This is a genomic window from Acetomicrobium sp., assembly GCF_059026225.1.
On the sequence record NZ_JBWQOQ010000002.1, the window covers coordinates 262,289 to 275,265 of the forward strand.

Annotated in this window: 11 protein-coding genes; 4 read left to right on the top strand and 7 right to left on the bottom strand. The window is 44.3% G+C overall.

What is annotated here, in order from left to right:
- Nucleotides 1-213: 213 nt before the first annotated feature.
- Entirely contained in the window at nt 214-1,017 is an 804-nt protein-coding gene (locus tag AC5SXE_RS02365) for a metallophosphoesterase family protein (RefSeq protein WP_310848384.1), read from the bottom strand.
- Nucleotides 1,018-1,056: 39 nt separating this feature from the next.
- Between AC5SXE_RS02365 and AC5SXE_RS02370 the strand changes: the two genes are divergently transcribed.
- From AC5SXE_RS02370 to AC5SXE_RS02380, 3 genes are read left to right on the top strand one after another with little or no spacing between them, the layout of a single operon-like run.
- Nucleotides 1,057-2,073: a DHH family phosphoesterase gene (locus AC5SXE_RS02370; protein WP_310848382.1), complete on the top strand. Its 1,017-nt coding sequence runs from the start codon at nt 1,057-1,059 to the stop codon at nt 2,071-2,073.
- A gap of 4 nt (nt 2,074-2,077) precedes the next feature.
- Nucleotides 2,078-3,196: an MGDG synthase family glycosyltransferase gene (locus AC5SXE_RS02375; RefSeq protein WP_310848380.1), complete on the top strand. Its 1,119-nt coding sequence runs from the start codon at nt 2,078-2,080 to the stop codon at nt 3,194-3,196.
- Nucleotides 3,197-3,224: 28 nt separating this feature from the next.
- Nucleotides 3,225-4,397, top strand: a complete 1,173-nt coding sequence (locus tag AC5SXE_RS02380; protein WP_310848378.1) for an aminotransferase class V-fold PLP-dependent enzyme — start codon at nt 3,225-3,227, stop codon at nt 4,395-4,397.
- On the opposite strand, the gene AC5SXE_RS02385 is transcribed toward AC5SXE_RS02380, so the two are convergent.
- The 5 genes from AC5SXE_RS02385 to AC5SXE_RS02405 form a co-directional block, all read right to left on the bottom strand.
- A complete protein-coding gene (locus AC5SXE_RS02385; RefSeq protein ID WP_493916477.1) occupies nt 4,378-5,190 on the bottom strand; it encodes an HAD family hydrolase in 813 nt (270 codons plus the stop codon). The genes AC5SXE_RS02380 and AC5SXE_RS02385 overlap by 20 nt on opposite strands.
- A 181-nt stretch (nt 5,191-5,371) precedes the next feature.
- Nucleotides 5,372-6,118: an adenosylcobinamide-GDP ribazoletransferase gene (locus AC5SXE_RS02390; protein WP_310848374.1), complete on the bottom strand. Its 747-nt coding sequence runs from the start codon at nt 6,116-6,118 to the stop codon at nt 5,372-5,374.
- A 24-nt stretch (nt 6,119-6,142) separates the two neighbouring features.
- Nucleotides 6,143-6,703, bottom strand: coding sequence for a bifunctional adenosylcobinamide kinase/adenosylcobinamide-phosphate guanylyltransferase (locus AC5SXE_RS02395; RefSeq protein ID WP_310848372.1), 561 nt, complete (start codon nt 6,701-6,703; stop codon nt 6,143-6,145).
- On the bottom strand, nt 6,700-7,698 hold the full coding sequence (cobT, locus tag AC5SXE_RS02400) for a nicotinate mononucleotide-dependent phosphoribosyltransferase CobT (RefSeq protein WP_493916478.1): 999 nt from the start codon (nt 7,696-7,698) through the stop codon (nt 6,700-6,702). The genes AC5SXE_RS02395 and cobT overlap by 4 nt, the downstream gene beginning before the upstream one ends.
- Before the next feature lie 93 nt (nt 7,699-7,791).
- Nucleotides 7,792-7,950 carry a hypothetical protein gene (locus tag AC5SXE_RS02405; RefSeq protein WP_493916479.1) on the bottom strand — a complete coding sequence of 53 codons (159 nt, stop codon included), beginning with the start codon at nt 7,948-7,950 and terminating at the stop codon, nt 7,792-7,794.
- Nucleotides 7,951-8,228: 278 nt separating this feature from the next.
- On the opposite strand from AC5SXE_RS02405, the gene AC5SXE_RS02410 reads away from it, so the two are divergent.
- A complete protein-coding gene (locus AC5SXE_RS02410; protein ID WP_310848367.1) occupies nt 8,229-9,203 on the top strand; it encodes a threonine ammonia-lyase in 975 nt (324 codons plus the stop codon).
- A gap of 103 nt (nt 9,204-9,306) precedes the next feature.
- Here AC5SXE_RS02410 and AC5SXE_RS02415 read toward each other — a convergent pair whose 3' ends face one another.
- Nucleotides 9,307-12,915: a hypothetical protein gene (locus tag AC5SXE_RS02415; RefSeq protein WP_493916480.1), complete on the bottom strand. Its 3,609-nt coding sequence runs from the start codon at nt 12,913-12,915 to the stop codon at nt 9,307-9,309.
- Nucleotides 12,916-12,977: the final 62 nt, after the last annotated feature.

The following is a 12,977-nucleotide window of genomic DNA, read 5'->3' on the forward strand; positions in this document are numbered from 1 at the left end:
AAATATAACATGCAGTGAACAGGCGGGATTGTAGAGTTATCCACAGGTTATTCACAAGGTGTGGATAAGGCACTTGACAGGTGTATTCAATAAAGGTTTTAACCGCTTCTATAAGGGTTTTCATGAAAGACAGCTTTAAATGTTCTTATTTTCATAATTTTCTTAGCATTTTTAGTATTGTTGATAATTTTCTTTACGTTTTAGATCGGGGTTTTATATACATATGATGTACTTTTCCACATCTTCAAGCTTGAGTTCGCATGAACGTGGAAAGTAAACGAAGCATCGAGGCCAGCTGTAACCGTAGCTCGCTGAAAAAATAGTTACGCACCTGTTATCAAAATTCAGCTTATATCCCTTATTGGGTACGTATTGATGTCCCCGTATAAGCAGTTTAGAGTTGGCCAGCTTTAAAAAAAGCGTAAGATCATCGGCGGTAAAGGGCTTGGTTCCTCCTCCACGTGGCCAGTATTGCTCGTCTAGGGGATCGTTCCACAAAATCTGAAGACCAACAGAATCGGACGCCTTGGCTTTAGCTAGGGTCTTCATGCTTGAAGGAATTGGTTTCGGGACTCCCCCATGAAGAGCTACTATGTCCTCTAGCAATGCTATTAACGGAAGAGATTCGTACCAACCTATGATGTCTTCGATGATATTCTCGTAGCCCTTTGAGATCAATTCGCTTGCGAATGAATAGCGAACGTTCATGTCCCAGTCTTCATGGTTGCCGCGGAGCAGTATAACCCTATCTTTGTTTTCCATTTGAAACGTAAGTATACTTTTAAGCAAACCGATGCAGTCCGGCCCTCTGTCCACATAGTCGCCCAAGAACACAAACAAGGATTCCTTCTCACCGCCAACTATGTATTTAATTTCTTCAAAGGAATCGCGTTCGCCGTGGAGATCCCCTATAATTACTAATGACCTGTCCCTTTTCCTTTCGACCATATTTTCGTGACGAAATGGAAGTTTTAGATTAAGCTTTATAGAGTAGGATAAAAGCTCCTTTAAGTTCATCAGTGGTCACTCCTTTTACTTTTGGAGGTGTCATTTGCCTTGGAAAGATCTCTAATTAATATAATAAGTCATACGGATTTAGATGGTGTAGTGGCGGCAGCTGTAGCTTGGTATGCGCTCTACCCCGAGAATGCGCCACTTCAAATTTATTTAGTTGGGTATGGGGAGGTGGATAATGTCGTTTACGATTCCATCCAATCGGGCAGGAATGTTTTGATCCTCGATCTTTTTTGTCAAAAAAGGGAAACGATTGATTTGATCGATAGCTTCTTTGAGGGGGAACCCCCCATATGCTTTGATCATCATGAAACGACGTTGCAACGTTGGGGCAACAGGCCCTGGCTCAAGATTGACACCTCTTCCTGTGCTGCTAAGGTATACTATGGCTGGCTCATGTCGCAAGAACTTCCTGTAAACGTAAAAGATCGCCTCGTTGTCCTGTCTGACATCGTGGAAGTGGCAAACGATCGGGATCTGTGGTTAGGCCAAATCCCTGAAAGCAGGCTTTGGCAGGCCATGATTACTATGTGTGGGCCTTGGAGCGTGCTTTGTAGGCTCTTAGCAAATCCATCTTCTTCATTGACAGATGGCGAATACGAAGCGACTACAAGTTTTGTTAAAGAGCAGGAGGAGCGCTTTGCTGAGGCCTTAAAAAGAGTTAAACGTTTCGGAGATGAATTGATAGTCGTGGGGCCTGAATTGTTACGATTTGGAGATGTCTCTGATTTTTGCGGTTTGATTTTAGATAGAAGCAAAAACCCGCCAAAGGTTGTAGCTGTGGCAAATAAAAAGGTAACGGGGGAATGGGCCGTATCTCTCAGGAGCAGATCGGGGTTAGCGGGCAAGATTACGGGTATGTTGCGCGATGGCAAGAAAATACGGGGAGGCGGTCATGGAGATGCCGCCGCTCTTTACTTTCCGCCTCACTATCCTCTTGAACAGATAAGCGAGTCGATTTTATCGGCTATCGATTTAATTTCAGAACAGGAAAAGCCCATCTCGATGACGTTGGGCGATGTTCTTAAAAGTAAATTAAAACAAAACGAGGAGAGTTAATTTCATGAAAGATCGCAATAAAAAAGCAGCGATCATTTATTCCTCCATAGGCACCGGACATAAGACGGCAGCAAACGCTTTATGTGAATGGTTTTCTAAGTTTAACGTAGATACGATATGCGTTGATGCGCTGGCATACGTGAACCCCATCATTCGAGGCATATATGCACGGTCTTATCTTGAGATGGTTCGTAAAGCTCCTCAAATTTGGGGATATTTTTATGAATCAACAGATTCTCCTGAGGCGGCCATCGGACTCTTGGGAGGGCTTCACGAGCTCACGGTTAAGTTAAACGCAAGAAAATTGCTAAAGATTTTAATGGACTTTTCTCCCGATGCCATTGTATTTACTCACTTTTTTGCTGCTTCAGCAGTGGCCCAGGAATACAAGGGAAAGGCCCCGATTTTTTTGGTCAATACAGATTTTTTGAGCCACGTTTTTCACCGCGATCGTGATGTTTACGACGGGTGGTTTATAGCTTCCGAAGAGGCTTTATTGCAGTACGAAGCAGACGGCATCGATATAGAAAAAGTTTACATTTCAGGGATACCGATCAAGCCTTGTTTTGTGATGCCTCCGTCAAAAAGGTCAGCTCGTGATAGGTTGGGGTTATCGCAAGAGGGGTCTGTTTTTTTGGTAATGGGAGGCGGAATAGGAGTTGGGCCTCTTGAGGACGTGGTGGAATCCCTTTCTCAAATAAGAGAAGCTACAGTGTTGACGTTATGCGGAAATAACGAGGAGTTAAGAGAGGCTATGGAGGAGAGGTTTTTTGACAGCGTCAATGTCAAAGTTTTTGGCTTTGTTAAGGGGATGGAGTATGTGTATGCTGCCTCCGATGCCATTGTCATGAAGCCGGGGGGATTATCGACCTCAGAGGTGTTATGCATGAAGCGTCCCTTTTTCTTATGCGGTGTCATTCCGGGGCAGGAACAGAGGAACAGCGATTATCTCCTCGATCGAGGGGCTGCTAAAACTATATTTGAACCCAGGAGAGCAGCCCATACGCTTTTAAAAGTCCTCGGAGACGAAGGAGAGCAGGCCAAGTTATTAGAGGCATCGGAAAAACTGGCAAGGCCAAAAGCCGGCGAGGCCATTGTTAAAAAAGTTTTAGAATTTATTTGATGCTAAAAACTTAAAGGAAGTGGTGGTTATGGCAGTATATCTCAACAACGCCGCTACGAGCTGGCCCAAGCCGAAAGTTGTAGTCGAGAGAATGGCAGATTTCATCTTGAGGACCGGTGGCAACCTTGCAAGAGGCGGTGCTTCTTCCAGGGACATTGAAACGCTGGATCTGGTTACCGATTGCCGTGTCACGCTTTCAAGGATGTTCGATGGATACTTACATCAAGATCCACGCTATGTTACTTTTACCTCAAATGTTACGGAAGCCTTAAATATAGTCATTAAGGGTTTCTTGAAGCCGGGCATGATTGCCCTGACCTCTTCAATGGAACATAACGCCGTGATCAGGCCTCTCAGGGGCTTAGAAAAGCAGGGCGTCAAGGTCATCGTTGTTAAGTGTGATATAGATGGGCGTATGTCTGAATTTGCTCTTGAAAGAGAAATAAATATACATAAACCCGACCTGGTGGTATTAAATCACGCGAGTAACGTCTGTGGAACTTTACAAGATTTAGAAGCGTTGTGTCAAATTTGCAATAAAAACGATGCTCCTGTTGTGGTAGATGTAGCTCAAACCGCGGGTAGCGTTCCAATCTCCGTATCGAAAAATAATATCGCTGCCCTCTGTTTTACTGGACATAAGGGACTTTTGGGACCGCAGGGCACCGGAGGGATAGTATGGAGGCCCGATTTCGCCGATATCGTATTGCCTTTAATAGAGGGAGGAACGGGAAGTTTTTCTCACCAAGAGGTGCAACCTCAAAAAATGCCAGATAAATTTGAGTCCGGTACCCCTAATTTACCGGGCATTGCGGGACTAAAGGCGGCGCTCGAATGGATCGAGGCTGAGGACATGGAGAAGGTGACAAAGAAAGCGGACGAGCTTGGGAAGAAGTTGTTGAAGGAATTACTTCGAATGGAAGAAGTTAGCCTCTATGGGCCCAAGGAGATGAAGAATAGGTTGCCAATTTTTGCCCTAAACCTAAGAGGATGGGATAATGCCGAGTTAGCCTTTGAGCTGTACGAGAAATGGGGCATCGAGACACGCCCGGGACTGCATTGTGCTCCGCTTGCCCATAAAACGCTTGGCACTTTCCCACAAGGTTCTCTTCGAGTTTCGCTTGGACCGTTTAATACTGAGAGCGAAATAGAGCTTTTACTTGATGCCTTGTCTAATCTCGCTAAAGAAAATCGGGAATGATTATGTCTTTGATGGCGATGGCTACCCCCTCTTCGTCATTCGAAGCAGTCACGAAAGAAGCTTTCGCTTTCACATCTTCTCGCGCGTTTCCCATAGCAATAGATAATCCCGCTGCCTCAAACATCTCTACATCATTTTCCGAATCGCCGATGACACATACTTCCCCTTTTTTAACCCCAAGGAGTTTTGCGATATAAGTCAATGCCTTTCCTTTGCTTGTTTCGGGATTTCCCATGTCTATGTAGGTGGGGGACGAAATTGCCACAAATAAGCGAGCGTTAAATTGCGATTTTATCTCATCTCTCATTGTCTCTGTTAAATTCTCGTCATCGGTCATGGCAAGTAGCTTTGTTGGTTCCTTCGGAGGATCATATAGTTTGTCTCCTACGACGATCGGAGTTACCTCTGAGTTTTTGGCGTAAGCTATCGCCTTCTCGTTTAATTCCTTGACATAAAGCACATCATCGATATAACTTTGGACATACCAACCCTTTTCTTTGAAGAAGCTTAAGACCTCCTTGGCCAGGCTTAAAGCGATTGGCCTATGTAACAATGTTTTGCCTTGAGCTCTTTTTATTAAAGCTCCATTGTAGGAGATGATGAGTGTTTGCGGCCCAAATATTAGCGCAAACTTTCGGGCAGAACAAAACATCCTTCCTGTAGCTATGAGAAAGGTTACACCTCGAGAGATTAAGTCTTTAATAGCCCTGATTGTGTTTTCCGTAATGGTGTTTTCTGATGTAAGAAGTGAACCGTCCAAATCAATAGCTATTAGTTTAATTTTATTCCTCAATTTTTACCTCACTCTTTACCCTGCTTTAAGAATCTTTAAAAAATACATTAAAAAATCCAACATCATAAAGATGCCATTTAACATTGTCCACAATATGCGTAATTTTACCATAAATTAACTTTAGGTAAAGCAACAAAAAGAGTCGGGGTAAAATATGGATCCTTTGTAATCTCTTGTTTAATTACGATGTAAACAAAGCAATGGCCGCAAGTGCACAAAGCTCCGCCAACACTTCTATGGTACCTAGTACGTCACCGCTAACCCCTCCAATTCGCCTATGTGCCCATAATGCGACAAGAGCGCTAATGAAGGTGGTTGAAAAGAATGATAAGATCCACAGCCACGGTCCAAGTAGAAAAAATAGAGCAAAACACAAAAAGGCATAAAGAATTTCTTTTACCGAAAAGTCTTGAACAAATGGAAGCGCCATACCACTTTTCCAAGGATAACGGCCTATACACGATGCGCAGCACATCGCCCACCTGCCTGATGCCCCCACCATTATGCCTATCGTTATCCAGCGCCATGTTGGAAGGGCAAAAAGAAGCGATGTCCAGAAGCCCAATGTCAATACTAACGCTACAACACCGTAGGGCCCACAATGGCAGTCTTTTATCACTTCCTTAAGCGTTGCCCCGCTTTCTCCGCTTCCCCAGCCATCTGCTACATCACTAAGCCCGTCTAAATGCAATCCCCAACCCAATAATACGTATATCAATGCCGATGCCCATGCAGCACCGAGGGCTGCAAACCTCAAACTGAGAATTGCCCCTATTCCTCCCCATATCGCGCCCAAAATGCCTCCTACCAAAGGAGAGACGGCGAGCATCATGGGGTAAGGCGGCTCCCTTTCGGGCAAAAGGATCTTCGGTACGGGAATCCTGCTAAAAAAAGAAAATGAGGCCGCTAATATTTCAATAAAACGCAAGGTTGCGCCTCCTTTCGGATTGATTTACTCTACTCTGCCTCCCTTTAACCACAAGGGCAGTCCAGCTATCATCATTGCTACACTTTCAGCTCGGGAAGCGACCATTTGATTGGCCCTGCCCTGTAGGTCCCTAAACCTTCGGCCCATTATAAAGGCGGGCGCTATTCCCATGCCAATTTCATTGCTCACAATCACTAAAACTTCCGGTCCCGTTACTTTGCATAGCTCCTCAACTTTTCGAAGAAGGTTTTTTTGCGCTGCGCTCCATTCGTCCTCCGATAATTTTTCCATGTCATCGTATTTATCGAAGATCAGTTCCGATAACCAGGTGGTAAGACAATCCATCAGTGCTGCACCACTAACAGTATACAAAAAATCAATCAAATCGCTCGGATTTCCCTCCCAAGTGCTCCACGTAGCGGGCCTTTCTTTTTTGTGTAATGATATACGTCGTCTCATTTCCTCGTCCCCGGGTCTGGCGGTGGCAAGAAAGGTGGCAGGGCCCTCATAATTGTCCAAGATTATTTTTTTGGCAAAATTGCTCTTACCGCTTCTTGCTCCTCCAAGTACAAGTATTAATTTCATGATGAGATACCTTCTAACAAATTAGCGTAAATCTGCTCTGCCGCGTTTACGACTACTTCTGTTGGAACTCCAAGGTGGTTGGCGTACCATAAAGCTCCTCCTGCGCCCACCCCCTCTTTGACGTAGCCTTTCTCGTAGTCCGAGAGCCCTTTATAAGCAGATCTGGATAAATCCATGGGAACTACGTGAGCTTTCACGCGGAGATTTTCGGCCAAACTGGCAAAGTGGGCTGATTTGTCTAAAGCTATGTATTTTGTCGTTGCAATTTCGATATCTCCGTCATACCCTTCGTGTCTCAATACGGCGGCCACGGCAAGCATCTGCGTTCCTCCGGCCAGTATTACCCTGGATTTATTAAAAGACCCCATTGCTATACCAGCTACTGTTGCCTGCATTGGATCACCAAGAAGCGTTACCGCATCGAGTCCTTTGTTACAAAAAGTGCCTTCTGTGATATTGTAACGTTTGCGACAACTTTCCCAAATTTTTATCTTTAAGTTTGACGGATTGTTGGGACTTGCAGAAGATACCATGCCGTCATAACCAAGAGCCTTTAAAACCAGAAAGGCAGAGGTAGTACCGCCAGGTACGGATTCTCCAATCACCATAAGAGAATCCAAGGAGGATAAATGATCGCCCAGGGCTTTTGCCCAGGAATATATTCTTTTTGCTTCCTCTACTGCCGGTTTTTCTAGAGGATTGGATCCCGGGCTCGAGGGGATTTCTATATAAGGACAGGCCGGAGGCAGGAAGCTTCCCGTCCTTACTACCATGACGGGGAAGTTTGCCTTTATATAGGCTGCTCTCGTAAAAATAGCTGGAGTGGGATGTCCCTCTGGATCGAGAGGCAAAGTAGAGGCTGTGAGGCACTTCCCCCAAAAAAGAAGTTCTGCATCGGAAGGGACCGTGTATCGGATAGCTTCAGGGTTTTCTCCAGCCGCAGAAAGGTTCGGTATCTTGCTAAGCTCGGTGTTGGCTATACATAATAAGAACATGACAAAAGCTCCTTTCAAAGATCGTTATACTGGTTGCTTAATTACTTCTTTTATCGATAAAAAGGCATTTCCTGCCAACGATGCATTATATGGTCACCTTTGGACATAAGACCTCGCCAGGTTTTTATTTATGTCGCCGGCCCTACAAGGCCGGAAGACGGTTTTATTTAAAAGAAGGGCGCCCCTATCGGAAATTATCGGGCGGGCTACTGCCGTATCAGTTTTGGGCTCATCAGCATTTACTAGCTTCATTTAGGTGAAGTTCACCTCTACGGTTGACACGATAAAGTTTTTGTTTGAATGCAAACAAACTCGTCTCTGCAATCACGTTAAAGACACAGAAAACAAATTAGATGGTCTCTAAATGCTGTTATCAGCTCTTGAAAGTTAAAGGGATCTCTCGCATTATGCCTAAGTATTGGACCTCTGTTTTTTATGATTTTGATATGGGTTAAGAGCCATTATAATGTTAACATGAACTGGTGAAAAAAGTCTTAATAAAGTTTGCGAAAAAGGGGAGAAATTAATAAATGATATGGCCCAAAGTTAGAGATGTCTTATTGGCAGCCAGCTTTTTAAATGGAAAGGTAAGACGCACGCCTGTGGAAATGTCCCTTGATTTGAGCGAAGTTACCGGAGGGAATGTTTACTTGAAATGGGAAAATTTACAATTCTGCGGTTCTTTCAAGATTAGGGGGGCTCTGAACAAGATATTTCACATGTCAGAGGAAGAGCGTAAGCGGGGGGTTGTTACGGCTTCAAGCGGTAATCACGCACAAGGCGTGGCGGTTGCCGCAAAGATGCTCAATGTCAAGGCTGTAATTTTCGTTCCAGGCGTATGTCCCGCTACCAAGCAGAAGGCTATAAAGCGATTGGGCGGCGATGCGGTCGACTTACGAGTCGTTGGGCATCTCTACGATGATGCTGAACTAGCAGCCATGGATCTCGCAAAAAAGGAAGGCTTGACCTATGTGTCTCCCTACGAAGATCACTACATAGTGAGCGGCGCTGGTACTGTTGGATTGGAGATGTTGCTTGATGAACCGGATCTTGATATGATCGTGGTTCCGGCCGGGGGCGGAGGTTTGATAACGGGCATTGCCATCGCTGCGAAGGCATTATCGCCTGGCATAAAGATCATTGGGGTTCAATCAGTTGCCTCAATGCCATGGGTGGTGTCATGGCAGTCCGGCAGGGTGGTGAATGTCTGTTATTCCGAGACGTTGGCAGACGGTCTTACAGGCACGATACCACAGTCTCTGCTGGACCTGGCTAGAACATGCGTTGATGATTTTATAGCGGTCACGGAAGAAGAAATAGCCAAGGCGATTGCCTTCCTCCATCAAAAACACCATCAAGTAGTAGAAGGGGCAGGTGCTGTAGGCGTAGCGGCTTTGCTATCGGGTCGCATTTCGGCTTTGGGGCGAAATGTAGGAGTGGTTATATCGGGAGGCAACATCGATCACGATGTTTTGTTAAATGTTCTACTAAACAACCAACCTTAAAAGGCTTAAATAGGCATTTAGCTTTAGTCGATGGTTGATCCTTCGTCAATTAAACTGAAGCGTCACATGCTTCATCCATGTGCTTTTGTGTTTTTGATAGGCTTTAATGACTGCCGTTGAACTCGTTGACTGTAGAGAAGGTTCCCTTTTTCTCATTATCATGAGACGCAGGGCTGAAAAGTTGATCTAAAAGGCCCTGTAATAGCTGTGATATAAATTGATCGCCAAAATCGTAATCGGACGAGCTCCCGTCACCGGTGGGAAAGGTAAAGAACAACTTAACGTTCCACTCGTCTTCATCACCATTTAATCTGTGGGAAGTGGCGTCTTTGCCCAATGAAGGTTCGCCGACGCTTAATTTGGAAAGCGTTACCGAAGGCCATGTACCTTTGATGCGCAAAGAGACGTCCTTGAAATCTTTTACTGAAAACCCTCCAATAAAGCCTTTGAGCAAATTTTGCGCAATTTCCTGTTCCGTCGGATTTTCAAGCGCCGCTACCTCTTTTAAGGCTTTTGTCAAGGCATTTAAAGCCTTAGCGTTGACGTTCCCTAAACAAAAAAGGTCAATTTTGCCATCTGAAGCTATGACTCCGTCGAAAGAGATATAACGATATAGCGAATCGTTAGGATGAGAAGTAATCATGCTTCCAGGCAAGATGTAAAGGGAAGGCCCGTTTATATTGAAGTGCAATAAAGCTCGATGAAACTTAAAACCTTCAATACCGAGGTCTTCTAAGGTTTTAGCAGACTTTTGAAATGCAAGAATCTGACCATCGGTAATTTCTAGCTTGCCCAATCCTGACATGTTCACCAAACGCGCCCCTTCGCCCTTTAAGTCTAAGTAAAGGTTTGTAGAGCCACAAACCGAGTAAGCCTCTTTTAAAAAGTCTTGAAGGAGAAATTCCAGAGGTACGTCTTCGACGGAAATCATAGTTTTCCATTGTAGAGGTCGGTTTCTTTTAGCAGTCAGGTGCATTTGCAATCTGCCCCCAGAAATCTTAGCCCTTAAATCGCCAATCTGGCATGCATCACCAGTAAATTGGATGGGGATGCTTGCCTTTTGGATCTTCAAGCCGAAAAGCAACAGTTCATCAGCGTCAATGTTGCCGCGTACCGTTAATGTGTCTTTATATTCGCCCTTAAGATTAACTTGTACCAATCCCTGCAGTGCGTTTTTGAGGTTTGGCGAAAAAAGATGTGCTAGCATGCTTGTGGGCAATTTCTTTCCTTGAAGGTCAAATTTAAGGGAAGGCCTTGGCTTAAAAGTGCCTTCAAGTTCGCCCTTTAAAACTCCTTCCTCGCTACATGCTTCGAAATAGTCAACCTTGAAGTTTGTCATATCGCTTTTTGCCAAAAAGTTAATTTTATCAAATGAAAGACCGCCGATAGCTGCTTCTCTTATGACGCCCTCAATCGTTATTTGAGGTGAAGCAATATTTCCCTTTACTTCTAACATGCCGCCCGCCAGACCCTGCGGAAACCACTTAGGGGGTAGCGGAAGATGTGACAAATTGATGGCATTGAACTGTCCGTTAAGATCTAATGCATCTTTTTGCGCAGTTCCCCTTAGCATGACGATCCCTTCCCATAAATCGAAGGACAAAGTCTTTACCTCTGCAAAAGAATCGCGCACTTCCACATTGGCTTTGAAGTTTTTTAAAGGTATGTTTCGCATAGCGATGTCATCGCTAATTACTTCTGAAGATAACGTCAATTTGCCGGGATGTCCCGTTATCTGAAAATCGCCCCTAATTGTTCCATCTAGTGCAAAGTCCGGTGACTCGAGTTTTATGTTTGTCATCTTGCCAGAAATATCCATCAGAGGAGAATTGTTTGCAAATGTTATGTTGCCCTCAAAATCAATCCTGCCTTCCGAACAAAGACTTTCACCGGAAAGAAATAACCCATTTTTAACAGATTTTACCGCAACTGACATATCAGTGAGCGATAGTAAATCGTCAAAGCAAAGCAACGGTGCATTGATATGAGCAGTTAAAGAAGTATCTGCGCCGTTTCGCGTAATCTTCCATTCTATTTCGGACTCACCGGAAATTTTTGTATTTGTTGAATCGAATATCTCGCCCAACTCGAGGTTTCTAATGACTCCAGATATGCCAAAGGTTGGATTTGAGGAAAAAATATCTGACACGATCCCTTTGCCATTAAGATCAGCGCTGTAAAGTTTTGCGCGCAAAGTTGCGATGTTTAAATTTCCCTTTTGCAATGCAAACTCGGCCTTTAAATCCTTTAAGTTCAAATACCCCGCTTTAAGTCGGTCGGATTGTGCAGTGCCATCAATGGCGAAGCTACCGGCTTTGCCGTGCATGCTTAAAAAGATATCACAATTGCCTTCCAGTTCGAGTTCTCCGCTATCTTTAAAACAATTTTTTAATTTTTTTGCGTCCACAGATCTGGCACTGATAGTAGCGTCAAGCATTGGCGAACCGTCGTGTGAAGTTGCTCCTTGAAGCTCAAGCAGTATGTCCTTCCAGAAGCCCTTGCCGTTAAAGCAAATTTGACTGCCGGACACTTCTGCGGTCATATCGGCATTTGTTAAAGCGAGGTTCATAATCTTCAGCTCGGGTGATCCGAATTTCACCCTTCCCGATAAATATTTTGGGGGTCCTTCCAAGGACAAAGCGATATTTTCGGCAGTTCCGCTCAGGGGGGAAAGCCAATCAAATCGATTTTTCCACGCCTCGATCGATGCTACCTTTGAATTTAGCTCCAATTTCAACCTTAAGGGGTTAAAAAAGACCATTACCGATCCCGTAACCTCTGATTCAAAGGATTTATTTTGCAGTACTTTAAAATCAAGCACTCCATTGCTGAAAAGAAGGGTAAAGGAAGTGTCATTTAGCGGAATGCCCACTATCTCGCCCGAGGGCAGGTAAAATTGTCCATCGATCTTGAGCGATCTTTTTTCGCCCATGGTGAAGCCTATTGAACCCGAAATGGTGCCTTTCGGTTTTGTCGATGTGAATCTGGGAAATATTGCTGCTATTTCGTCAGTACTTATGTTATGAAGCTCACCCCTTAAGCCAAAGAGGGGCGTTATTTCTCCTTCTAAGACTCCGTTTCCTTCATTGGTTTTGATTAAACAATCTTCCAGAGAAACCCTGCCATCGGAAGCAGAAAGGCGTCCTTTGGCCTGAAATTTAAGTAAGTTAATCGCGCCGTGAACGTCAAATTCCATTAGATTGTCTTCAGGCTTGAGATGAGCCCTCTCGATGTAAATTCTTCTTTTGCCCAATATTTCCGTGTCATATAAACTTATATTCTCGATCGATATGGATTGTTTCGGCTCTTTGTCAGCCAAGGGGAGGTTGAAGAGCTTTAAAGCATCTTCGCTTGCGATTCTAGCGGAGTTTATCTCAATGCTTGTAACCCTCGGTTTTCCCGCTAACAGTGATCTAAGCGAGGGCTTGATGTTAATGGACTTGGCGAGGTTTGTTATATTGCCGTCGATGTCTAGTTTAACCTCTTTGCCAACGTAGCCGACCAAGGGATTGCCTGAAATGGACGAAAAAATGACATCCACACCTATATTGCTTTTAACGGCATGTCTAAACTTTTGGGCGACAAAATCTGCCCCCAGATTGTCCTTGTTTTTCCATAGCATTTCAATGGCTAAAAAGGAAAATAATATTAAAACAAGAGCAAGGATTACAAAAACTTTGACGCCCTTTTTGCTCAAATTTATTTTCAACATTGAAGCAGTCCTTTGACAAAAAAATTATTACATGCCCACAACGGGAATTGCAAATTTCATTA